Origin of the sequence: Microbulbifer elongatus, assembly GCF_021165935.1 — a bacterium.
In the GTDB taxonomy this organism is placed as follows: domain Bacteria; phylum Pseudomonadota; class Gammaproteobacteria; order Pseudomonadales; family Cellvibrionaceae; genus Microbulbifer; species Microbulbifer elongatus.
This window is the reverse complement of the sequence record NZ_CP088953.1, coordinates 3,223,330-3,245,226: the sequence shown is the minus strand read 5'-3', so window position 1 is coordinate 3,245,226 and position 21,897 is coordinate 3,223,330. Positions and strand designations below refer to the sequence as shown.

The following is a 21,897-nucleotide window of genomic DNA, read 5'->3' as shown; positions in this document are numbered from 1 at the left end:
CTCTGTGATGTCGGGCTTATTGCCCATATGGAATTGCGAATAAACACTCGGAATTAGTAGATGAAAGATTTCCTGAAGGCGGCGAGCCTCAGCCTGGCAATGCCTATTGCTGCTTACGCTCAATCGTTTGTGGTCAATGACATTCGCGTTGAGGGGCTGCAGCGTGTATCCGCCGGCTCGGTTTTTGCCGCGTTACCGGTCCGGGTTGGCGACCAGATTGAAAGTGTTGAAATTCAGAGTGCTACCCGCGCCTTGTTCCGCACCGGCTATTTCCAGGATATCCAGATTGGCCGGGAGAATGGCGTTCTGGTAATCACCGTGCGCGAGCGCCCAGCCATTTCCAAAATCGAGATTACCGGCAACAAGGCGATCAAGACCGAAGACCTGCTCAAGGGTATGAATGACAACGGTCTGGCCGAAGGGCAGATTTTCAAGCGCGCGACCCTCGAAGGTCTGGCGCAGGAGTTGCAGCGCCAGTATGTGGCTCAGGGCCGCTACGGCGCCAGTGTCACCACAGAAGTGAAAGAGCTGCCACGGAACCAGGTAGAGTTGAAGGTTGTGGTGGATGAAGGCTCCGTGGCCGCCATCAAACACATCAACATTGTCGGCAACCAGGCGTTTTCCGATGAAGAGCTGGCGGAGATTTTTGAGCTGCAGACTACCGGCTGGCTGTCCTGGCTCAACAGTGATGATAAGTACTCCCGCGAAAAGCTGACCGGTGACCTAGAGCGTCTTGAGTCCTACTACCTCGACCGCGGTTATCTCGAATTCAAAATCGATTCCACTCAGGTGTCCCTGAGCCCGGACAAGCAGAGTGTTTTCATTACGGTCAACATTACTGAAGGCGATGTCTACAAGGTATCCGAAGTTGAGCTGGCGGGTGATCCGGTCGTATCGGAAGAAGAGATTCGCCGGTTGATTCTGGTCCGTGATGGCCGCACTTTCTCTCAGGTGCTGATGACCACGACGTCCGATTACATCACCAAGCGTCTGGGTAATGAGGGGTATACCTTTGCCGAGGTGAATGGCATTCCTGAGCCCAATAAAGAAGATAAAACCGTAAAGGTGACCTTCTTTATTGACCCGGGTAAGCGAGCCTATGTGCGCCGGATCAATTTCCGCGGCAATACCCGCACTTCCGATGACGTGTTGCGTCGCGAGATGCGCCAGATGGAATCCGCCTCCGCATCCTCCGCCCGCATCGAGCAGTCGAAAGTGCGCCTGGAACGTCTGGGTTACTTCAAAGAAGTGCAGGTGGAAACCACCGAGGTGCCCGGTACATCGGATCAGATCGATGTGGAATACACGGTCGAAGAGCAACCTTCCGGCACCATCGGTGGTACCGTAGGTTATGCGCAGGGCAGTGGCCTGGTGTTGGGTGCCAACGTGCAGGAAAACAACTGGCTGGGTACCGGTAAATCCGTAGGTTTTGCGGTAAACACGTCGACCTACCAGACGGTACTTAACTTTTCCTATACCGATCCGTATTTCACACCAGACGGTGTCAGCCGCGGTTTCAATGTGTTCTACCAGGAGCGCGATTACTCCGAGATCAACCTGTCCAGCTATAACACCACCACGTACGGTGCCGGGTTGAGCTTTGGTTATCCGATTTCCGAGATTTCGCGCATTGGTCTGAATATCGGATTCAATCACCTGGAGCTGAGCACCCACAGCAGCTCTGTTCAGGAAATCAAGGACAGCCCGGTTCCGATCAGCGGGGTGAATGGAGAAATCAGTTCCGACGATGAGGCGGATATTCTCGAAGAGCTCGAGATGGCCGTGGACGATGGTATGGCGCTGGACCTGAGTATGCCGGTGGATACCAGTCTGCTGAATACCAATCCGGATGGCTTCGTTGACCTCTACGGCGATGAATTTGATTCATGGTCCCTGACCACCTCTTACGCCCGTTCCACCCTGAACCGGGGTATTCTTGCCACCCGCGGTGCCTCGCAGCGCGCCTCCATCGAGATCGCTCTGCCCGGTGGTGACCTCGAATATTACAAATTCATTTATACCGGGCAGTATTTCCGCCCGTTGACCAATGATCTGACTCTGCGCCTGCGTACCCGGTTGGGTTATGCAGAAGGCTACGGTGACACCGACGAGCTGCCGTTCTTTGAGAACTTCTACGCCGGTGGCTTTGGCTCTGTGCGCGGTTTCGAACGCAATACCCTGGGGCCCCGTTCAACCCCGGCGGTGAATTATCGCACCACGCCGTGCGCGGTGAACGCAGACGGTGATATCACCGAATACTGCTATGTGCTGGACGATGCAACCGGCGAGCTGGAAACGACACAGGTGAGCAGCCGTAGCCCAGATCCGTTTGGTGGCAATATCCTGGTGGAAGGCAGTGCGGAAATCATCTTCCCGATTCCGTTCGTCAAGGATCAGCGCTCCATGCAGTCCGCCTTCTTTATCGATGCGGGTAACGTATTCAGCACCAACTGTGGTGTTTCACAGTTGAACTGTTACGACATCGATATCGATCATATCAACGTCTCTGCGGGTATTGGTCTCACCTGGATTACCGGGTTTGGTCCTCTCACCTTCAGCCTGTCCAAGGCTCTGCAGGAAAATGAAGACGACGAGATCGAAGTATTCCAGTTCTCACTGGGTAATAGCTTCTGACCACTGGAAATTGCCGTCGCAACTGTTTAGGGTTCACTCCTAGCGGCGAGCGGCGGCCTTCCAGACTAAACGGCCTCTGTGGAAGCGGCCGTAAATTTACAGAAATATGGAGAATAAAAAGTGTTCAAATTTGTGAAAGTGAGTGCGATTCTGTTGGCTGGCCTGCTGTTTGCGGGCACTGTGAGCGCACAGACCAAGGTGGCCGTGGTCAATATCCAGGCGGCGATCATGAGCACTGAAAAGGCGACCTCCAAGATCAACGCCCTGAAGACCAGCTCTGAGTATTCGCAACTGCAGAACAGCGCCGAGAGCATCCGCGCGGAAGTGCAGAAGATGGGGGAAGATGCACAGAAAAATAGTGTGACCTGGTCGGAAGAGAAAAAGGCCGAGCAGCAGCGCAAGATCAATTTCAAGCGCTCCGACTTCGAAACCACTGTGAAGAAACTGCGTGCAATGGAGGGCCAGGCGGTTCAGGACCTGCAGAAAGACCTGCTGCCGAAGGCGAAAGCCGCTCTGGAAGAGGTAATCAAGGAGCAGAAGCTGGATCTGGTACTCGACGCCAGTGCCGCCGTTTACGCTGGCAAAACTGCCAACCTGACCGAAGAGCTGGTCAAGCGCCTGAACGCTGCCAAGTAATTTCGACAGCGCGACCATGATGAAGAATGCACAGCCAACGCTGGCGCAGTTGGCTGAGGCGCTGGGGGCAGAGTTGCGCCTGGCGGCTGGGGCCAGCGGCGAACAGGTGCCGACTGGCCTCAATACGTTACAGGATGCGGCGAAAAGTGAAGTCAGCTTTCTCGCCAGTGCCAATTACCGTCGGTTTCTGACGACGACCAAGGCGTGTGCGGTACTGGTTTCTGCGGATGACGTCGAATCATGCCCCGGTACTGCGCTGATTGTTCCCAATCCCTACCTGGCCTTTGCCATGGCGACCGCGATTTACGATCGCACGCCTACCCCGGCACCGGGCATTGATCCGTCAGCCACTATCCACGGCAGCGCGGAAGTCGCTGCGGATGCCTGTGTTGGCCCGGGCGCAGTGATCGAAGCCCATGCGAAAATCGGGCAGGGCGCTATTGTCGGATCGGGTTGCGTAGTGGGTGAGGGAAGTGAGATCGGTGCCCGCTCCCGTCTGTTCCCGAATGTGGTGATTTACCACGGGTGTTTTATTGGCGCTGACTGTACGGTACACAGCAATACGGTCATCGGAGCCGATGGGTTCGGTTTTGCCCCGGCACAGGGGCAATGGACCAAGATCCATCAGCTGGGCGGTGTGGAAATAGCCGATGAGGTCGAGATCGGGTCCTGTACCTGTATCGACCGTGGCGCGCTTGGCAATACGGTGATCGGACGCGGTGTGAAGATCGACAACATGGTGCAAATCGCGCACAATGTGCAGATTGGTGACTACTCAGCCATGGCTGCCTGCTCGGCGGTGGCGGGTAGTGCGGTTATCGGCAAGCACTGCACCATTGCAGGCGGTGCCGGCATTGTTGGCCATGTCACCATCGCAGATCGCAGCCATGTCACTGCGCGCACCCTGGTTACAAAATCCATCGAAGAGGCCGGTTCTTACTCCAGCGGCGTGCCTTTTATGGAGAGCCGTAGCTGGCGCCGCAATGCCGTACGCTACGGGCAGCTGGATCAGATGGCCCGGCGTCTGAAAGCGCTGGAGTCCGCGCTCAAGCAGCAGGGGCAGGCGGAGGAATAGGCTAACCTGCTCCACCGGTTGCAGATACAAGATTTAATCGAAAATTCGGGGCGTTCGGCGCCCCGAAGTGGTTTCTGGGGACAAATCGTCATGATGGACGTACAGGAAATTCGTCAATACCTTCCACACCGCTATCCTTTCCTTTTGGTGGATCGAGTGGTCGAGCTGGAAGAGGGCAAATCGATCAGAGGTTACAAGAACATCTCGATCAATGAGGAGGTGTTCAACGGTCATTTCCCGGAAGTGCCCATCTTTCCCGGAGTGATGATCGTGGAGGCGCTGGCGCAGGTGTCGGGAATCCTCGGATTTAAAACCCTTGGGCAAAAGCCGGAAGACGGTTACCTGTACCTGTTTGCGGGTATCGACAATGTGCGTTTCAAACGTCAGGTAGTACCCGGAGATTGTCTGCAGCTGGAATCGGAAGTGGTGTCTGAGCGTCGCGGTATCTGGAAATTTGCCGGCAAAGCAACGGTCGATGGCAGTCTCGCGGCTTCTGCTGACATCCTGTGTGCGGTCAAGAAAATCTGAATCGGATTGCCACGGGGGTGACACGCTCAGGCGGGGATCCCCGATGGGACAGTGTGACCAAATTGTTTTTTATATTCGCCATTCGCGGGTAAAGTATTGTCGTCGTTTCTGGCGCCATGGCGAGGTAATCCTTCGCTAAAGCCAGCCGATCAACCATCGAGCCGGTGAGGAGATAGCCACAGCATGCAGACCAGTATTCATCCGACCGCAATTGTCGATGACTCGGCAGTTATCGGTGATGGGGTGCAGATTGGCCCGTACAGTATTGTGGGGCCTGATGTGGAAATTGGCGATGGTTGCCAGATCGCTTCCCACGTGGTGCTGAGCGGGCCAACCAAACTCGGCAAGAACAATCATGTCTATCAGTTCGCAACCGTTGGTCAGGATACCCCGGATAAAAAATATCAGGGGGAGCCAACCACACTGGTGATTGGTGATAACAACGTGATTCGCGAGGGAGTCACCATTCACCGGGGAACGGTTCAGGACCGCGGTGAAACCACCATTGGTAACGATAATCTGCTGATGGCCTATGCGCATATCGGTCACGACAGTGTGATCGGTAATCATACCATCCTGGTGAATAACGTTGCGCTTGCCGGCCATGTCTACGTGCGCGACTGGGCTATCCTGAGTGGCTACACTCTGGTGCACCAGCACTGCACCATTGGCGAACACGCGTTTACCGGCATGGGGGCGGGAATTGGCAAGGATGTTCCGGCCTACGTCATGGTGGCCGGCAATCCCGCGGAAGCCAAAACCATCAATGCGGAAGGGTTGCGTCGCCGCGGTTTCACTCGAGACGAAATTACCCTGATTAACAAAGCCTACAAAATCGTCTATCGACGCGGTCTGACCGCGGATGAAGCCCTGGAATCTCTGGCGCAACTGCGGCAGGAATCCGAAGTGATTCAGCCGTGGATTGACTCCCTGCGGCACTCCAATCGCGGAATTGTCCGTTGAGCGGCAGTTCACAGGATAGAAACCGGACCTTGCGGGTCGGCATGCTGGCCGGAGAGGCTTCCGGTGACATTCTCGGAGCCGGATTGATCGCGGCGCTGCAAAAGCGGTTTTCCTCTGTTGAAGTGGTGGGGATTGCCGGGCCGCGCATGCTCGCACTGGGTGCGCAATCCCTGTTTCCCATGGAGCGGCTGTCGGTCATGGGGCTGGTGGAGCCTCTCAAGCGGCTGCCCGAACTGCTGAAAATTCGGCGTACGCTGCGCGAACAGTTTATTGCCAACCCGCCGGATATTTTTATTGGTATCGATTCCCCGGACTTTAATCTCGGCCTGGAAGAGGCGTTACGCGCTGCGGGAATACCAACGGTGCATTATGTCAGTCCCTCGGTCTGGGCGTGGCGTCGTGGCCGAATCAAGAAGATTGCCCGTGCGGTTGATCATATGCTGACGCTGCTACCGTTCGAGGCGGATTTTTATCGTGAGCATCAGGTGCCGGTCACGTTTGTCGGTCACCCTCTGGCAGATGAGATTCCCCTGGATGTGGATGTGGCGGAAGCGCGCCGCGCCCTGGGGTTTACCGAGCAGGATGAGATCGTGGCGCTGTTGCCCGGTAGTCGCGGTGGAGAGGTGCGCCTGCTGGGGCCGTTATTCCTGCAGGCGGCGCTGTGGTGCCAGCAGCGTCGTCCAGGGCTCAAGTTCGTGTTACCGGCGGCGAGTAGCGAGCGCCGCGCGCAACTGGAGCAGCAACTGGCACAGGCGCCCGCGCTGCAGGAGTTGTCGCTGACGATGATTGACGGCAACTCGCAACAGGCGCTGGCGGCGTCGGATGCGGTGCTGATCGCTTCCGGGACGGCGACCCTGGAAACCATGTTGATGAACAAGCCCATGGTGGTCGCCTATAAAATGGCGGCGCTGTCCTACGCGATTTTCTCGCGTATGCTGCATACCCCCTGGGTGTCTCTGCCCAATCTGCTGGCGCACAAAGAGCTGGTGCCGGAAATTCTTCAGGATGACGCTACGCCGGAAGCACTGGGTGCCGCAGTGCTGAATTATTTTCACGATCCGCTCGCCGGTGATCAGTTGCGCCGCGAGTTCAGTGAGATGCACCAGGAGCTGCGCCGCAACGCTTCGCAAAAAGCCGCAGATGCGGTGTGTGCGTTGCTGAACCCGTAATTTCGTATTCTTTTCTATGTCCAGATCAGCTTCGGCCAAAACTGTTTTACCTCCCTATGTCTGCTCCTATACCGGCGCGTTGCTTGCGGGGGTCGATGAAGTCGGTCGTGGTCCCCTGGCGGGGGATGTTGTGGCGGCAGCCGTGATACTTGATCCGGACAATCCGGTGGAAGGTCTGGCGGACTCAAAAAAACTGAGCGAAAAGCGGCGCGATGCACTTTTTGATGAGATTCGTGAAAAGGCCTCGAGCTTTGCCGTTGCCCGTGCCAGTGTGGAGGAAATCGATCAGCTGAATATTCTGCACGCGAGCCTGCTGGCGATGAAGCGGGCGGTGGAGCAGTTGTCCGTGCAGCCGGAGTTTGTATTGGTGGACGGCAATCGCAAGCCCCAATGGCGTTACGCCTGCGATACGGTGGTGAAGGGGGATGACCGGGTCCCGTGTATTGCGGCGGCGTCTATTCTGGCCAAGGTCACCCGGGATCGGGAAATGGTCGAGCTGGATCGTATTTACCCGGGTTATGGCCTGGCGGGCCACAAAGGGTACCCCACCAAGACGCATATGGAGGCGCTGGCACGCCTCGGCGCCACCCCGATTCATCGCAAGAGCTTTGCCCCGGTAAAGCGGCAGCTGGAACTGATTTAGTCAGTGGCGGGCGCCTTAGCCCGCTTTCTTTGCCCGTGCGCTGGTAATCATCTTGTCCGAAACTTCCACGATCTCGATCAGGTAATCCTGGATATACAGGCTGATATTGCCCTCCGGGATGCTTTCCAGATGTTCCATGATCAGGCCATTAAAGGTCTTCGGACCATCCGTGGGCAATTCCCAGTGCAGGGTCCGGTTGATCTCGCGAATGGATGTGCCACCGTCTACCAGGTACCAGCCGTTGTCCTGCTCAATGATTTCTTCATCGTCACTGGGTACCGGACTCGCGGTAAAGTCGCCGACAATCTCTTCCAGTAGATCTTCCAGGGTCACAATCCCCATTACCTCGCCGTACTCGTCCACCACCAGCCCCATGCGCCGCTTCTTCTGCTGGAAGTTCATCAGCAGGGTGGGCAGAGGGGTGGCTTCCGGGACGAAGTAGGGTTCGTTCAAATGGGATTTCAGTGTGTCCGCAGTCAGGGTTTCGGGTCCGTCGCGCAGAATCTGGGCCGCACGGCGCAGGTGCAGTATCCCCACCACATGGTTGATGTCGCCGCGGTAGACGGGCAGTCGCGTATAGCTGCTTTCTGCCAGCTGTTGCAGGATATCCTCGGCGCTGTTGTCCAGGTCCACGCCGATGACCTCGTTGCGCGGAATCATGATGTCTTCCACCGTCGCCTGATCCAGATCCAGCACGTTCAGCAGCATCCCTTTGTGCTTGGTGGGTAACAGGGCCCCGGACTCAAAAACCACCGAGCGCAGCTCCTCGGGAGCCAGGTGTTCGGCTTCGGCTTCCTTGTCCGCCTCCACCCCGACCAGGCGCGCCAGTCCGTTGGACACGCTGCCGATCAGTCGCACAAAGGGGGACAGCAGCCACAGCAGTGGGCGCAGAATAATGCTGGCGGGAAAGGCGACTTTCTCCGGGTGCAGGGCGGCAATGGTTTTCGGGGTGATTTCGGCAAAGATCAGCACCACCAGGGTGAGAGCTGCAGTGGCATACCAGACCCCGGCTTCACCATAGAGGCGGGTAAACACGGCGCCGGCGATTACCGAGGCGAGAATGTTGACGATGTTGTTGCCAATCAGGATGACCCCGATCAGTTTGTCCGGGCGAGCGAGTAGCTCCATAGCCCGCTTTGCGCCGCGGTGCCCCGTTTTCGCCTGATGGCGCAGGCGATAGCGGTTCAGCGCCATCATGCTGGTTTCGGAGCTGGAAAAAAACGCGGAAATAACTATCAACAGGCCTATCAAAGCAAATAACAGGCCGGGAGGCAGATCGTTCAAGGGAGAGCTCTTTCTATTGGAATGGGGCGATATTGGATCAGAACGGCTGAGCCCGCAACTTTCGTTACTTTACGACGGCTCAGCCATTGATCCGCGGATGCGATTTACTGCTGGGGCAGGATGACTTCCAGGGCCAGTTTACTGCCAAAGAATGCCAGCATCAGAATGGCGAAGGCGGATAGCGTCCAGCGCACGGCGGTGTTGCCGCGCCAACCTTTTTTCCAGTGCCCCCACAGCAGGATGCTGTACAGAATCCAGGCCAGGAATGACAGCGCGGTCTTGTGGACCAGATGCTGGCCAAACAGGTCGTCAATAAACAGCGTGCCGGTAACCAGTGCCGCGGTGAGCAGTAGCTGACCAAAGGCCACCAGGCCAAACAGCAGGCTCTCCATGGTCTGCAGAGGCGGGAGCAGTCGGCTGATCCCGCCGGGGCGGTGATTGTGCAGCTGCTGATTGAGCCAGTAGAGGTAGATGGCCTGCAGGGTGGCCAGGGTCAGCAGTGAATAGGCGGCAATGGAGAAAAACGCGTGTGCGGCGATACCCGGTGAAATCTGTGCGCGCGGCGTCACACCGCCCCAGGCGTGCACGGCCCCCATCTCGGCCAGTGCGGCCAGGGGGGCCGTGGCGAGAATCAGCAGTGTCAATCGGTGCCGCAGAGACAGGCAGAGCAACAGCAGGCCGACGGACCAGGTAATCAATGACAGGACCGCGAGCAGGTCGAAGCGAAAGCCGCTGTCCGTGATCAGGGTAAATTTGAGAGAAATGGCGTGGGCGACCAGGGCGCAGGCGAACAGACCCAGCAACAGGGGTTGTCTGGTGGTCTGCGATTGGCGAGACAGGGTAGCTGCCGCTACACCTGTGGTGGCGATATAGAGCGCGATAGCCATCCAGTGGGCGAATGCCGCCATTGGGTGTGTCCGTCTTACAGTTTCATTATGTGTCCGGGCGGGCAGTGTGTCACAGCGCGCCTGTGCTGGAAAGCCCGGCTGGGCTATACTGCCGCGTTTTTGGGGTGGCAGCCGGTAGCGACACCGCCACAGACTTACTGAAGTACGCAGTATGAATGCCCCAATCCGGCTTTTACGATTTGAGAAGGTGATATGTTCGATAACCTGAGCGACCGATTATCGTCGGCACTGAAAAAGGTCACCGGTAAGGCCCGCCTGACCGATGACAATATCCGCGACACACTGCGTGAAGTGCGCAAGGCGCTGCTCGAGGCGGACGTGGCGTTGCCCGTGGTCAAGGCTTTCGTGCAGCAGGTACGCACTGCGGCTGTGGGGCAAAAAGTCAGCAAGGCGCTCAATCCCGGTCAGCAGTTCGTCAAAATCGTACAGGATGAGCTGGTCAAGGTGATGGGCGAGGCGGCCACACCGCTGAATCTCGCCGTGCAACCTCCGGCGGTGATCCTGATGGCCGGTCTGCAGGGTGCCGGTAAAACCACCAGCGTGGCCAAGCTCGCCAAATACCTGCAGGAGCGGGAGAAGAAAAAGGTGATGGTGGTCAGTGCGGATGTCTACCGCCCGGCGGCCATCAAACAGCTGGAAACCCTGGCAGGTGAAGTGGGGGCGCTGTTCCAGCCCTCTGAAGCGGATCAGAAACCGGTGGAAATCGCCCGTCAGGCGGTGGATGCGGCGCGCAAACAGTTTGCCGATGTGCTGATCGTGGATACTGCCGGTCGCCTGCACGTGGATGAAGCGCTGATGGGCGAGATCCGCGAGCTGCACGAGTTCCTGGAACCTGCGGAAACCCTGTTTGTGATCGATGCCATGATTGGCCAGGACGCGGTGAATACCGCCAGTGCGTTTAACGATGCGCTGCCGCTGACCGGTGTCGTGCTGACCAAGGCGGACGGTGACGCCCGTGGCGGTGCCGCGCTGTCCGTGCGCCATGTGACGGGCAAGCCGATCAAGTTTATCGGTGTCGGCGAAAAGACCGATGCCCTGGAAACCTTTCACCCCGACCGTATCGCCTCCCGTATTCTCGGCATGGGGGACATCCTGTCTCTGATCGAGCAGGCCGAGCAGACCATTGACAAGTCGAAGGCGGAAAAACTCGTCAAGAAAGTCCAGAAGGGCAAGGGCTTCGACCTGGAAGATCTGCGCGATCAACTGCAGCAGATGCAGAATATGGGCGGTCTCGGTGCACTGATGGACAAGATGCCCGGTATGGGTGGGCTGGCCCAGGCGGCGCAGCAGGCAGACATGGGCAAAGAGTTTCGCCGTATGGATGCGATTATCAGTTCCATGACGCCCCATGAGCGTCGCAACCCGGAGATTCTCAGTGGCTCGCGCAAGCGCCGTATTACCGCCGGCTCCGGCACCCAGATTCAGGATCTGAACCGCCTGCTCAAGCAGCACAAACAGATGGGCAAGATGATGAAAAAGCTCAAGGGTGGCGGTATGAGCAAAATGATGCGCGGCCTTGGGGGCATGCCCGGCATGGGCGGTGGCGGCATGGGTGGTGCGGGTATGGGTGGCATGGGCGGGATGCCCGGTGGCCTGCCGCCTGGCTTTAAAAAGAAGTAGCGGTTGCGCGCAGGCGATAACTTGTTGCTGGCGGTGGATTCGCCGCTATACAAACCCGGTTGCGTACATTAGAATACGCCGCCTTTCAGCGAGCTCCGGCTCGTTGAACATTGATTTAAAAGCAGATTTCCGCCTCGGCGGTGTCTGGAATACCGCCGAGAGGCGGGATGTTCCGGTCAAGATCCCTGACCGGTTAGTGTTGAAACTACAGGATAGCTACATGGTAACCATTCGTTTGGCTCGTGGCGGTGCGAAGAAGCGCCCGTTTTATCACCTGACTGTGACCGACAGCCGCAAATCCCGCGACGGTCGTTTCATTGAGCGTGTTGGCTTCTTCAACCCGGTTGCACGTGGTCAGGAAGAGCGCCTGCGCATCGACCGTGATCGCGTTGAGTTCTGGGTAGGCCAGGGCGCGCAACTGTCTGATCGCGTCAGCAAGCTGATGAAAGAATCTGCCTGATTCTTCGATCCCTGATTGGCTGTATTCCGGGGTGTTCCTGTGACTGAAAGTTCGGTAACTAGCGACGAGTTGGTCACGGTAGGGCGCATTACCTCGGTGTATGGCGTGCGCGGTTGGGTAAAGGTGCATTCCTATACCGAACCGATGGAAAACATACTGCAGTATGCTCAGTGGTGGCTGCACAATCCCGCCGCCTCTTCAGTGACCAAGGGCTCTGCCCAGTGGCAGCCCCTGGAAATCGATGCTGGCAAGCATCACGGCAAGGGCTTGATCATTCACATCAAAGGTGTGGACGATCGGGATGTCGCCGCGCAGTTCTGCCAGCGGGACATTGCCGTTATCGGTGGTGAAATGCCCCAGCTGGAAGAGGGTGAGTACTACTGGCATCAGCTGCAGGGCCTGCAGGTGGTGAGTGTGTTTGAAGGTCGCGAGACGCCCTTTGGGGAAGTGGTGCGACTGATGGAAACCGGTGCCAACGATGTGATGGTGGTGCGCGGGGGGAGTGACGGGCGCGAGCGTCTGATTCCCTATCTCCCGGGCGAATACATCACCAGTGTGGATCTCACCAAGGGTGTGATCACCGTCAATTGGGATCCGGAGTTCTGATGGCTGCCAAGCGCATTGCGCTGGTGAGCATCTTTCCAGAGATGTTCGCGGCCCTGACCGACTACGGTATCAGTGGCCGGGCAGTAAAAGACGGTTTGCTGGAAGTGCGCTGCTGGAATCCCCGGGATTTCACCAGTGACCGCCATCGCACCGTGGATGATCGCCCCTACGGCGGTGGTCCGGGCATGGTGATGCTGGCGGAGCCTCTCTCCCAGGCCTTGCAGGAGGCGCGCAGTTGGGCAGAGGAGACTGGTCCCACGACGTCTATCTATCTGTCACCCCAGGGGCGGCAGCTGGATCAGCAGGGGGTGGAGCAGTTGTCCGGCAGCGGCAATCTGGTATTGCTGGCGGGCCGTTATGAAGGGATTGACGAGCGTATCGTCGAGACCCTGATCGATGAAGAGTGGTCCATTGGTGACTACGTGCTGAGTGGCGGCGAGCTCGCCGCCATGGTGCTGGTGGATGCGGTAACCCGGCTGATCCCCGGTGCACTCGGGCACAACCTGTCTGCGGTGGAGGACTCCTTCGCCCAGGGCCTGTTGGACTGCCCACACTATACCCGCCCGGAAGAATTCGCGGGCAGGTCGGTACCAGAAGTTTTACTTTCCGGTAACCACGAGAAGATTCGCCGCTGGCGCCTCAAGCAGGCTTTGGGTCGGACGCAGCAGCGTCGCCCGGATCTGCTCGAGTCACTGGCGCTGTCTCCGGAGCAGGCGCAACTGCTGGATGAATTCCTGCAGGAGTCTGGTTCTGAGGAGCAGAATTAACGTCGAATTCGCCGGGAGGCGAGAGTAATTTGGCCATCTAGCCGAGAGGCTACACAAAACCCTTTTGGAGAACTCCAAATGACCAACAAAATCATTCAGCAGCTGGAAACCGAACAGCTGAAAGCGGAACTGCCGGCTTTTGCACCGGGCGACACCATCGTTGTTCAGGTAAAAGTAAAAGAAGGTAACCGTGAGCGTCTGCAGGCGTTTGAAGGTGTTGTGATTGGCAAGCGTAACCGCGGCCTGAACTCCTCCTTCACCGTGCGCAAAATTTCTCACGGTGTTGGTGTTGAGCGTACTTTCCAGACCCACAGTCCGCTGGTTGACAGCATCACTGTGAAGCGTCGCGGTGACGTTCGTCAGGCCAAGCTGTACTACCTGCGCAGCCTGACTGGTAAAGCGGCTCGAATCAAAGAGAAGCTGGCCAAGTAAGCATTGCTTATTCAAAAAAAACCGGAGCCTGGCTCCGGTTTTTTTATGCCTGAGGTTTATTGGTCGGGTCTCTGAAACGTCACAATGATGGTGATCCAGCCAGTCAATCGCCAGTGACCGGCGGGCATACGGGTGACCTGAGTTCGCGTTTGCGATGATTGTGTAGTAAAACGCGACAAACGTGCGCCAATGCCATCCCGCGGATACCGTCCGATGCCATACTGGGCTGGAACCGGCGCCCGCCTGTAGGGTCTGAGTAGGGCCTTTTCGCGGGTCAACAGTGACGAATAACACCGGAGTAACTCCCAACATGAATTTTCTAGCCAAGCCACTCAAGCCTCTCGCTGCACTGGTTGCCACCACTGCGCTGCTCCTGGGGCAGTCCGCCGTTGCTGTCGACGACAATGTGGCGAAGCAGATCAAGGCCAAACTGGCGGCGAGTAACCCCAGTGCCAGCTTTGGTGAGGTGCGTGAAAGCGCCATGCCGGGCCTGTATGAGGTGGATATCAATGGCGGCAATGTCCTGTTCGTATCCAAAGATGGCGGCCACTTTATCGCTGGCGACCTGTTTGAAGTGACCCCGCAGCGGGTTGTGAACCTGTCTGAACAGCGCCGGGGTAAAAGCCGCGCGAAGGTGATGGATTCCCAGAGCCTCGACGACATGATCGTGTTTTCTCCAAAAGGCGAGACCAAGGCGCATATCTATGTCTTTACCGACGTAGACTGTGGTTACTGCCGCAAGCTGCACGACGACGTACCCGAGCTGAATCGCCGGGGTATCGAAGTGCGTTACCTGGCCTTCCCTCGTGCCGGTCTCAACTCCGTGGGTTACCGCAAGGTGGCAACCGCCTGGTGTGCGGATGATCCCAACAAGACCCTGACGGACCTGAAGAACCGTAAAAACGTGCCCTTGAAGGTATGTAAGGACAATCCGGTCGCCGCGCAGTACAAGCTGGGCAACGAGTCAATCGATGTGCGTGGTACGCCCACTATCGTGATGGAGGACGGTACCGTGGTGCCGGGCTATGTACCGCCGGAGACTTTGGCTAAGGCGCTGGGGATCTGAGCCGGAAGTCACAACCGGTTGCTTCCTGTCAGGGGTCGGCTTTTGCCGGCCCCTGTTGTTTCTGGCAGGGTAAACGCGGGTATGTGGGCAGGATTGGGTCAATGCCTGTGCGGTTTGGCGTTCTTCTAGCCGGCTTGCGCAATTTAATTGACAATTTCCCCTCTGTCTCAGTAAGGTTGTCGGCCTTTTTTCGATTTTTACGCCAGTTATTGCGCTGTGTACGATCATGTCATGCGCGGAGGGAAGTTGTGAGCGCATTCGCCGACGAAGCCACCCAGGTCTCAGAAAAGTTATCAGCGGCAGGCCCTGTGCCCGCCGTGCGAATCGGTATTTGCGGTCTCGGGACCGTAGGTGGCGGTACAGTCAATGTTATGGCGCGCAACTGCGAAGAAATCGCAGCGCGCTGTGGACGCCCGGTTGAAATTGTTCAGATTGGTGCTCGCCGGGACAACCCCGACTGCGACACCAGCCAGATGAATATCACCCGCGATATTTTCGACGTAGCGACCAATCCGGACGTGGACGTATTGGTGGAACTGATTGGCGGGACCACCGTGGCCCGCGAGCTGGTTCTGACCGCCATCGCCAACGGCAAGCACGTGGTGACTGCCAACAAGGCATTGATCGCCGAGCACGGCAACGAGCTGTTTGCCGCTGCCGCAGAGCAGGGTGTCACCATCGCCTATGAAGCCGCCGTTGCCGGCGGAATCCCCATTATCAAGTCCCTGCGGGAAGGTCTGGTAGGCAACCGCATACAGTGGCTGGCGGGCATTATTAACGGTACTGGCAACTATATCCTCACCGAAATGCGTGAGAAGGGACGTAGCTTCGACGAGGCCCTGGCTCAGGCTCAGGCCCTGGGTTACGCGGAAGCAGACCCCACCTTCGATGTAGAGGGTATCGATGCGGCGCACAAGCTGGTAATCATGGCGTCTCTGGCATTTGGGATGCCCCTGGCCTTCGACAAGGTGTACACCGAAGGTATCAGCGGCGTTGCCAAGGAAGATATTCAGTATGCAGATGAGTTGGGCTACCGTATCAAACATCTGGGTATTGCCCGGCGCACCGGTGACGGTGTGGAGCTGCGTGTACACCCGACGCTGATTCCCCAGCGGCGCTTGATTGCCAATGTGAATGGCGTAATGAACGCGGTACTGGTTAACGGCGATGCCGTGGGCCCGACCCTGTATTACGGCGCCGGCGCCGGTGCCGAAGCGACCGCGTCTGCGGTAATCGCCGACATCGTGGACGTGTCGCGCACCCTGAATGTGCGTCCGGACCAGCGCGTGCCACTGGCAGGCGTCACCCAGGACAGCCAGGGTAACCTGGACGACGTGCTGCCCATGAGCGATGCGGAAACCAGCTATTACATGCGTATTTCTGCTTTCGATAAGCCCGGGGTCATGTCCAAGGTGGCGACCATCTGCAGCGAGCAGGGCATCAGCATCGAAGCGCTGATCCAGCACGAACCGGCGGAAGATGAAGAGCTGGTACCGGTGGTACTGCTGACCAGTCGTGCTCGCGAGGCACAGCTGCAGGAGGCGGTGAACCAGATCGAGGCCCTGGACAGTATTCAGGGGCCGGTAGTGCGTATCCGCGTCGAACCTCTCGGCTGATCCATGGCCAACCGTTAAGCTGGCGAGCGCAACCCGCTCGCCGGAATGTATTTAATTAATTGCGCTAAATCGAATTACTGTGAAATTTATCAGCACCCGCGGCCGCGCGCCGTCCTTGAGCTTTGCCGACACCGTTCTCACCGGACTTGCCAGTGACGGTGGTCTGTACGTACCGGAAAAATTGCCCACCTTTACCCGCGAGGAAATCGCGGATATGGCTGGCCTCAGTTATCAGGAGCTGGCATTTCGCATCATGTGGCCGTTTGTCTCCGAGGACCTGAGCGAAGACGAAATGCGCGGAATTATCGACCGTGCCTACAGCAGCTTCCGCCACAGTGCCATTGCACCGCTGGTGCAGACCGGCCACAACGAGTGGGTAATGGAGCTGTTCCAGGGGCCGACCCTGGCATTCAAGGACTTTGCCCTGCAGTTCCTCGGCCAGCTGTTTGACCTGCTGCTGAAAAAACGCGGCGAAAAAGTGGTGGTGCTGGGCGCGACCTCTGGCGATACCGGCTCTGCTGCGATCGAAGGCTGCCGCCATTGCGACAATATCGATATTTTCATCATGCACCCGCACAACCGCGTCTCGGAAGTGCAGCGCAAACAGATGACCTCGGTGCTGTCGGATAACGTATTCAATATCGCCCTCGAAGGTAACTTCGACGATTGTCAGAATATGGTGAAGGCGAGCTTTGCCGATCAGTGGTTCCTGCCCGACGGTCGCCGCCTGGTTGCGGTAAACTCCATCAACTGGGCGCGGATCATGGCCCAGATCGTCTACTACTTCCACGCGTCCCTGAGTCTCGGTGGTCCGCACCGGGCGGTGAATTTCTCCGTGCCCACAGGTAATTTCGGCGATATTTTTGCTGGCTACCTGGCGAAGAGCATGGGTTTGCCGATCAACCAGCTGGTGATCGCCACCAATGCCAACGATATTCTGCATCGCTGCATCAGTGCCAACGATCACTCTCCCAAGCCGCTGGTACACAGCCTGTCGCCAAGTATGGACATCATGGTGTCCAGCAACTTCGAGCGTCTGTTGTTTGACTTGTACGATCGTGACGGCGCGGCGGTGGCCGATCTGCTGGCGGATCGCAGCGCGCCACTGAAACTCGATGACAGCGTGTTGGAAAAAGCGCGCACCCTGTTTGCCTCGGAGCGGGTTGGCGATGAGCGCACCGTGGAAGTGATCCGCGATGTGTATGAGTCCACGGAGTACCTGCTGGATCCACACACCGCGATTGGTGTGGAAGCCGCGCGCCGCGCGCGCAAGTCCAGTGCCGAACCCATGGTCTGCCTGGCCACCGCGCACCCGGCGAAATTCAGCGAGGCCGTCGACAAGGCGCTGCCGGGCACCAAGGCGCCGCTGCCGCACCATATGGAGGATCTGCTGGAGCGGGAGGAGCGGTTACAAGTTCTGCCAAATGAGCTTTCTGCGGTACACGATTTTATCGCGCACGCCCTGGGTTAACCTCGGCGTCGCTGTCCGGGTAGAATGTTGGGAAAGCCGGTGCGATACCGGCACCCCAGGAATCTGAACGACCGGATGCGATGAACGCGATTATTCGACGACGGCCAGTGGATTTGTCCTCTGGCCGTTTTACGTCCTCCACCCCCGAAATTCTGCAGCGCGTGCTGCTGGGCCGCGGTGTCCACAGCGACGACGCGCTGGATCACCAGCTGGCGCGTCTGCACAGTCCCATGTCCATGCGTGGTCTGGAGGCGGCGGTTGTGCTGCTTTCCGATGCCATACGCGCACAGCAGAAAATTCTGATCGTTGGCGATTTCGACGCCGACGGCGCCACCAGCAGCACCCTCGCAGTACTGGCGCTGGGGGCCCTGGGCGCCGGTCCAGTGGATTTCCTGGTGCCCAACCGGTTTGAGTTTGGTTACGGCCTGACCCCGGAAATCGTCGAAGTAGCGAAGGAATACAGCCCGCACCTGCTGATTACCGTGGACAACGGGATCAGCAGTATCGACGGGGTAAATGCGGCGCGTGCAGCGGGCCTCAAAGTCATTGTCACCGACCACCACTTGCCCGGCGAGGTGCTGCCCGAGGCGGATGCGATCGTGAATCCCAACCAGCCCGATTGCGCGTTTCCCAGCAAGAACCTGGCCGGTGTCGGGGTGATTTTCTATCTCCTCAGTCGCGTCAAAAGTGCGTTGCAGGCCACGGGCTGGTTTGAAGAGACCGGTATTGCCCCGCCCAATATGGCGGAGTATCTGGATCTGGTCGCGTTGGGCACCGTCGCGGACCTGGTACCCCTGGATCACAATAACCGCGTGCTGGTGCATCAGGGGATCGCGCGTATTCGCGCGGGCCGCTGCCGCCCGGGTATCCAGGCGCTCATGGAAGTGGCCGGGCGCGATCGCACCCGCCTGTCCACCACCGATATCGGTTTTATTCTCGGACCACGCATCAATGCCGCCGGGCGTCTCGACGATATTGGGACCGGTATTCGCTGTCTGTTGACCCAGGACCCGCAAGAAGCCCGGGAGCTGGCGGCAGAACTGGACAGCCTGAATCGCGACCGCAAGGCGATTGAGGCCGGCATGCAGCGGGAAGCCATGGCCGCGCTGGAGAAACTGCAGTTGGCAGAGGAGGGCCTGCCGTGGAGTCTGTGCCTGTACGATGGCGACTGGCATCAGGGCGTGGTGGGGATTCTCGCCAGCCGCATCAAGGAAAAATTCCACCGCCCGGTGATTGCCTTCGCCGACGGTGATAACAACCTTGTCAAAGGATCCGCGCGCTCCATTCCCGGCCTGCATATCCGCGATGTACTCAGCGATGTGGCCGCTGCCCACCCAACGCTGATCAGCAAATTCGGCGGTCACGCCATGGCTGCGGGGCTCAGTCTGCCGGCAGAGAACCTCGCCGCTTTTACCGATGCGTTCGAGGTGGCGGTGCGCAGTCGTCTGAACGAATCTCAGCTGCAGGCGATTATCGAAACCGATGGCGAACTCCAGCCCCAGGAGTTTTCCATGGAAACCGCCGCTTTGCTGCGAGCCTGCGCGCCCTGGGGGCAGGCATTTCCCGAGCCGGAATTCGACGGCGAGTTTCTGATGTTGCAGCAGCGTATCGTGGGGGAGCGCCACCTGAAAATGACCGTGGCACCGGTTGCCGCGCCACAACAGGCGATCGACGCCATCGCCTTCAATATCGATACGGATTTGTGGCCGGCGCAAGTGGACAAAGTCCAGTTGGCATTCAAACTGGATATCAACGAATTCCGTGGGCGGCAGTCACTGCAGCTGATGGTCAGCCATATCAGCCCGCTGTAAATCCTTTAATTGGCCGTTTCTGAAGGCGTCTGCAAGCAGGCTTCTCCAGTTCAACTTATCTGAATCTATATGCATCAAAAACAGACTCGCGCAGAACTACTGCTGTTGCTGGCTGCGCTGTTTTGGGGGATCGCTTTTGTTCCCCAGAAAGTGGCCATGGAGCATCTGCCCCCACTGGCGTTTAACGCCTGGCGCTTCTTTCTTGGGGGGCTGATTCTGATACCGCTGGTGTACTGGTTATCCTCACGGAAAGAAGTCGCCACGCCGGAGGAGGGGACAAGGATCAAGATGGGTTGGCGCCAGTGCCTGCCCGGCGGCGCCATTCTGGGATTCTGGCTGTTCCTCGGTTCTGCCCTGCAGCAGTGGGGACTGGTTTATACCGGCGCGGGGCGTGCAGGATTTATTTCCGGGATGGAAATGCTGTTGGTCTCCGTGATCGGCCTGTCCTTAGGTGTAGCAACCAACCGCTGGACCTGGGCGGGTATCGGTGTCGCGTTGATCGGCCTCTATATCCTCGGCGACTTCTCCCAAGAGTCGCAGATGATAGGCGACCTGCTGGTATTTTCCGGAGCCTTCGCGTTTGCCCTGCAGGTGCTGACCGCAGACCGGTTGGTAAAACGCTATCACGCTCTGCGCCTGGCAGCGATCCAGTTTCTTTTCTGCGGCCTGTTTTCTGCTCTGGCGTCTCTGGCCATCGAAGATGCCACCGTGCAGGGGGCCCTCGATGCTGCCTGGCCGATTGCCTATATGATGATCTTCTCGACGGCTATCGCGTTTACCTTCCAGTTGCTGGGCCTTCGTCACGCCGCCACCTCTCACGCCACGGTGATCATGAGTCTGGAATCGGTGTTTGCGTTGATTGCCGGATGGTTGATTCTGAACGAGGTGTTTACCGGCCACGAACTGCTCGGCTGCGGTCTGATGCTCACCGGGATGCTGTTGAGCCGCTACGGCGCGCATGCGGGCACCCATCACTGAGAACTGGGCAATGGGTGTAATCGATTTTTCGGTTTTGGTGCTGTTTGTGCCGACCTTTTTTTTCGTGTCCATCACTCCGGGGATGTGCATGACATTGGCGCTGACCATGGGAATGGCTTTCGGGGTAAAGCGCACCCTGTGGATGATGCTGGGTGAATTGTGTGGTGTGGCACTGGTCGCTATTGCCGCTGTGCTGGGTATTGCCGCTTTTATGTTGCAATACCCGCAGGCGTTCCAGGTGTTTAAATACTGTGGGGCCGCCTATCTCGGTTACCTCGGGATACAGATGTGGCGCGCGCGGGGGAGGATGGTTCTGGTGCAGCCATCGGAGACTGCCCCCAGTGCCATACCCCGATGGACGCTGATTTCCCAGGGCTTCATTACCGCGGTGGCGAACCCCAAAGGCTGGGCGTTTTTTATTGCACTGCTGCCACCGTTTATCAATCAGAGCAAGCCGGTCGTTCCGCAGATGGCGGTGCTGCTCAGTGTGATACTGTTGCTCGAGTTTACATGTATGTTGATTTACGCCAGTGGTGGGCGCACGTTGAGTCGCTTGCTGCATCGTGGAGAAAATGTCAGGCTCATGAATCGAATTGCGGGCACCCTGATGTTGGGCGTAGGCGGTTGGCTCGCGCTAAGCTGAACGGAATAGAGCATTTTGATCGGCAACCGGAAAAGGAGAGCAGCAATGCGCCAACCCTGGATCTATATCGTGTGCATGGCCTTTGTGGCGGTGATTGTGACGGGCTGCGACGCCTCTCATAAAACATCAGAGGCGGGCGGTGACAAAGCGACCGTGGGGGAAGGGCCGGTGCCGGCGGAGCAACCGGATACGACACCAGACAGTGCCCAGGGTGATACCGACGATTCAGCGTCTGCAGATCAGGCCGCCACCGACAACAGCAATCTCTGGGTCATGCAGGCGCGGGGTAATCGCCAGTGTGAGGGCGGCGGCCGCACGCTCGAGGCCAGCGCGGCACAGCTGGCCGAAAACGGAATCAAGGTTCAGGAAAGCCGCTGCGCGACCCGAACCGACCGTATGTACCCCAGTGTCTGCGGCGGTGCTACCGGCGACCTGATGTTGCATCGGATACCGTCGGATTTCCTCGATGCGGCTCTGGAACTGGGCTTCGATCCGGCCAAACCGGGTAGCTACCAGCTGGGTGATTGTCCCAAGGTGCAATCCGGTGGCAGTTCTTCCGTTTACTGAGTCCTCCGGGAGCTGTATTG

General features: G+C 58.1%; 21 protein-coding genes. 19 read left to right on the top strand and 2 right to left on the bottom strand.

Going from position 1 to position 21,897, the window contains the following annotated elements:
• The first annotated feature begins 60 nt into the window (after positions 1–60).
• The 7 genes from bamA (at position 61) to rnhB (ending at position 7,648) form a co-directional block, all read left to right on the top strand.
• Complete coding sequence (bamA, locus tag LRR79_RS13425; RefSeq protein ID WP_231757697.1) at positions 61–2,634, top strand: outer membrane protein assembly factor BamA; 2,574 nt, start codon at positions 61–63, stop codon at positions 2,632–2,634.
• Positions 2,635–2,754: 120 nt separating this feature from the next.
• Complete coding sequence (locus tag LRR79_RS13420) at positions 2,755–3,270, top strand: OmpH family outer membrane protein (RefSeq protein ID WP_231757696.1); 516 nt, start codon at positions 2,755–2,757, stop codon at positions 3,268–3,270.
• A gap of 16 nt (positions 3,271–3,286) precedes the next feature.
• On the top strand, positions 3,287–4,345 hold the full coding sequence (gene lpxD / locus LRR79_RS13415) for a UDP-3-O-(3-hydroxymyristoyl)glucosamine N-acyltransferase (protein ID WP_269455084.1): 1,059 nt from the start codon (positions 3,287–3,289) through the stop codon (positions 4,343–4,345).
• A gap of 90 nt (positions 4,346–4,435) precedes the next feature.
• A complete protein-coding gene (fabZ, locus tag LRR79_RS13410) occupies positions 4,436–4,873 on the top strand; it encodes a 3-hydroxyacyl-ACP dehydratase FabZ (RefSeq protein WP_043315703.1) in 438 nt (145 codons plus the stop codon).
• A gap of 183 nt (positions 4,874–5,056) precedes the next feature.
• The gene (lpxA, locus tag LRR79_RS13405) at positions 5,057–5,836 is read left to right on the top strand and encodes an acyl-ACP--UDP-N-acetylglucosamine O-acyltransferase (RefSeq protein ID WP_231757695.1); all 780 of its coding nucleotides are present in this window, start codon (positions 5,057–5,059) and stop codon (positions 5,834–5,836) included.
• Positions 5,837–5,877: 41 nt separating this feature from the next.
• A complete protein-coding gene (gene lpxB, locus LRR79_RS13400) occupies positions 5,878–7,005 on the top strand; it encodes a lipid-A-disaccharide synthase (protein WP_231760030.1) in 1,128 nt (375 codons plus the stop codon).
• Positions 7,006–7,021: 16 nt separating this feature from the next.
• Entirely contained in the window at positions 7,022–7,648 is a 627-nt protein-coding gene (rnhB, locus tag LRR79_RS13395) for a ribonuclease HII (RefSeq protein WP_231757694.1), read from the top strand.
• Positions 7,649–7,663: 15 nt separating this feature from the next.
• Here rnhB and LRR79_RS13390 read toward each other — a convergent pair whose 3' ends face one another.
• Together LRR79_RS13390 and LRR79_RS13385 are read right to left on the bottom strand one after the other, a co-directional pair.
• Complete coding sequence (locus LRR79_RS13390) at positions 7,664–8,932, bottom strand: HlyC/CorC family transporter (protein WP_231757693.1); 1,269 nt, start codon at positions 8,930–8,932, stop codon at positions 7,664–7,666.
• Positions 8,933–9,036: 104 nt separating this feature from the next.
• Positions 9,037–9,840 carry a cytochrome C assembly family protein gene (locus tag LRR79_RS13385; protein WP_231757692.1) on the bottom strand — a complete coding sequence of 268 codons (804 nt, stop codon included), beginning with the start codon at positions 9,838–9,840 and terminating at the stop codon, positions 9,037–9,039.
• 192 nt (positions 9,841–10,032) lie between these two features.
• Here LRR79_RS13385 and ffh point away from each other — a divergent pair, with 192 nt between their 5' ends.
• The 12 genes from ffh (at position 10,033) to LRR79_RS13325 (ending at position 21,877) form a co-directional block, all read left to right on the top strand.
• The gene (ffh, locus tag LRR79_RS13380) at positions 10,033–11,460 is read left to right on the top strand and encodes a signal recognition particle protein (protein WP_231757691.1); all 1,428 of its coding nucleotides are present in this window, start codon (positions 10,033–10,035) and stop codon (positions 11,458–11,460) included.
• Between the two features lie 220 nt (positions 11,461–11,680).
• Complete coding sequence (rpsP, locus tag LRR79_RS13375) at positions 11,681–11,920, top strand: 30S ribosomal protein S16 (RefSeq protein WP_043315722.1); 240 nt, start codon at positions 11,681–11,683, stop codon at positions 11,918–11,920.
• Between the two features lie 39 nt (positions 11,921–11,959).
• Positions 11,960–12,526: a ribosome maturation factor RimM gene (gene rimM / locus LRR79_RS13370; protein WP_231757690.1), complete on the top strand. Its 567-nt coding sequence runs from the start codon at positions 11,960–11,962 to the stop codon at positions 12,524–12,526.
• On the top strand, positions 12,526–13,293 hold the full coding sequence (gene trmD, locus LRR79_RS13365) for a tRNA (guanosine(37)-N1)-methyltransferase TrmD (RefSeq protein ID WP_231757689.1): 768 nt from the start codon (positions 12,526–12,528) through the stop codon (positions 13,291–13,293). Before rimM ends, trmD begins: the two co-directional genes overlap by 1 nt.
• 78 nt (positions 13,294–13,371) lie before the next feature.
• On the top strand, positions 13,372–13,725 hold the full coding sequence (gene rplS, locus LRR79_RS13360; protein ID WP_043315728.1) for a 50S ribosomal protein L19: 354 nt from the start codon (positions 13,372–13,374) through the stop codon (positions 13,723–13,725).
• Positions 13,726–14,035: 310 nt separating this feature from the next.
• Entirely contained in the window at positions 14,036–14,791 is a 756-nt protein-coding gene (locus tag LRR79_RS13355) for a DsbC family protein (protein WP_231757688.1), read from the top strand.
• 308 nt (positions 14,792–15,099) lie between these two features.
• Entirely contained in the window at positions 15,100–16,407 is a 1,308-nt protein-coding gene (locus LRR79_RS13350) for a homoserine dehydrogenase (RefSeq protein ID WP_231760029.1), read from the top strand.
• 79 nt (positions 16,408–16,486) lie between these two features.
• A complete protein-coding gene (gene thrC / locus LRR79_RS13345; RefSeq protein ID WP_231757687.1) occupies positions 16,487–17,878 on the top strand; it encodes a threonine synthase in 1,392 nt (463 codons plus the stop codon).
• An 80-nt stretch (positions 17,879–17,958) separates the two neighbouring features.
• Positions 17,959–19,689, top strand: a complete 1,731-nt coding sequence (recJ, locus tag LRR79_RS13340) for a single-stranded-DNA-specific exonuclease RecJ (protein ID WP_231757686.1) — start codon at positions 17,959–17,961, stop codon at positions 19,687–19,689.
• A gap of 69 nt (positions 19,690–19,758) precedes the next feature.
• Positions 19,759–20,667, top strand: coding sequence for a DMT family transporter (locus LRR79_RS13335; protein WP_231757685.1), 909 nt, complete (start codon positions 19,759–19,761; stop codon positions 20,665–20,667).
• A gap of 10 nt (positions 20,668–20,677) precedes the next feature.
• Entirely contained in the window at positions 20,678–21,310 is a 633-nt protein-coding gene (locus LRR79_RS13330) for a LysE family translocator (protein WP_231757684.1), read from the top strand.
• A 45-nt stretch (positions 21,311–21,355) separates the two neighbouring features.
• Positions 21,356–21,877, top strand: coding sequence for a hypothetical protein (locus tag LRR79_RS13325; RefSeq protein ID WP_231757683.1), 522 nt, complete (start codon positions 21,356–21,358; stop codon positions 21,875–21,877).
• The last annotated feature ends 20 nt before the right edge of the window (positions 21,878–21,897 follow it).

Coding starts and splice junctions, on each gene's coding strand:
- bamA (WP_231757697.1), top strand. CDS start 61: ATGAAAGATTTCCTGAAGGCGGCGAGCCTCAGCCTGGCAATGCCTATT.
- lpxD (WP_269455084.1), top strand. CDS start 3,287: ATGATGAAGAATGCACAGCCAACGCTGGCGCAGTTGGCTGAGGCGCTG.
- fabZ (WP_043315703.1), top strand. CDS start 4,436: ATGATGGACGTACAGGAAATTCGTCAATACCTTCCACACCGCTATCCT.
- lpxA (WP_231757695.1), top strand. CDS start 5,057: ATGCAGACCAGTATTCATCCGACCGCAATTGTCGATGACTCGGCAGTT.
- lpxB (WP_231760030.1), top strand. CDS start 5,878: ATGCTGGCCGGAGAGGCTTCCGGTGACATTCTCGGAGCCGGATTGATC.
- rnhB (WP_231757694.1), top strand. CDS start 7,022: ATGTCCAGATCAGCTTCGGCCAAAACTGTTTTACCTCCCTATGTCTGC.
- LRR79_RS13385 (WP_231757692.1), bottom strand. CDS start 9,840: ATGGCGGCATTCGCCCACTGGATGGCTATCGCGCTCTATATCGCCACC.
- ffh (WP_231757691.1), top strand. CDS start 10,033: ATGTTCGATAACCTGAGCGACCGATTATCGTCGGCACTGAAAAAGGTC.
- rpsP (WP_043315722.1), top strand. CDS start 11,681: ATGGTAACCATTCGTTTGGCTCGTGGCGGTGCGAAGAAGCGCCCGTTT.
- trmD (WP_231757689.1), top strand. CDS start 12,526: ATGGCTGCCAAGCGCATTGCGCTGGTGAGCATCTTTCCAGAGATGTTC.
- rplS (WP_043315728.1), top strand. CDS start 13,372: ATGACCAACAAAATCATTCAGCAGCTGGAAACCGAACAGCTGAAAGCG.
- LRR79_RS13355 (WP_231757688.1), top strand. CDS start 14,036: ATGAATTTTCTAGCCAAGCCACTCAAGCCTCTCGCTGCACTGGTTGCC.
- recJ (WP_231757686.1), top strand. CDS start 17,959: ATGAACGCGATTATTCGACGACGGCCAGTGGATTTGTCCTCTGGCCGT.
- LRR79_RS13335 (WP_231757685.1), top strand. CDS start 19,759: ATGCATCAAAAACAGACTCGCGCAGAACTACTGCTGTTGCTGGCTGCG.
- LRR79_RS13330 (WP_231757684.1), top strand. CDS start 20,678: ATGGGTGTAATCGATTTTTCGGTTTTGGTGCTGTTTGTGCCGACCTTT.
- LRR79_RS13325 (WP_231757683.1), top strand. CDS start 21,356: ATGCGCCAACCCTGGATCTATATCGTGTGCATGGCCTTTGTGGCGGTG.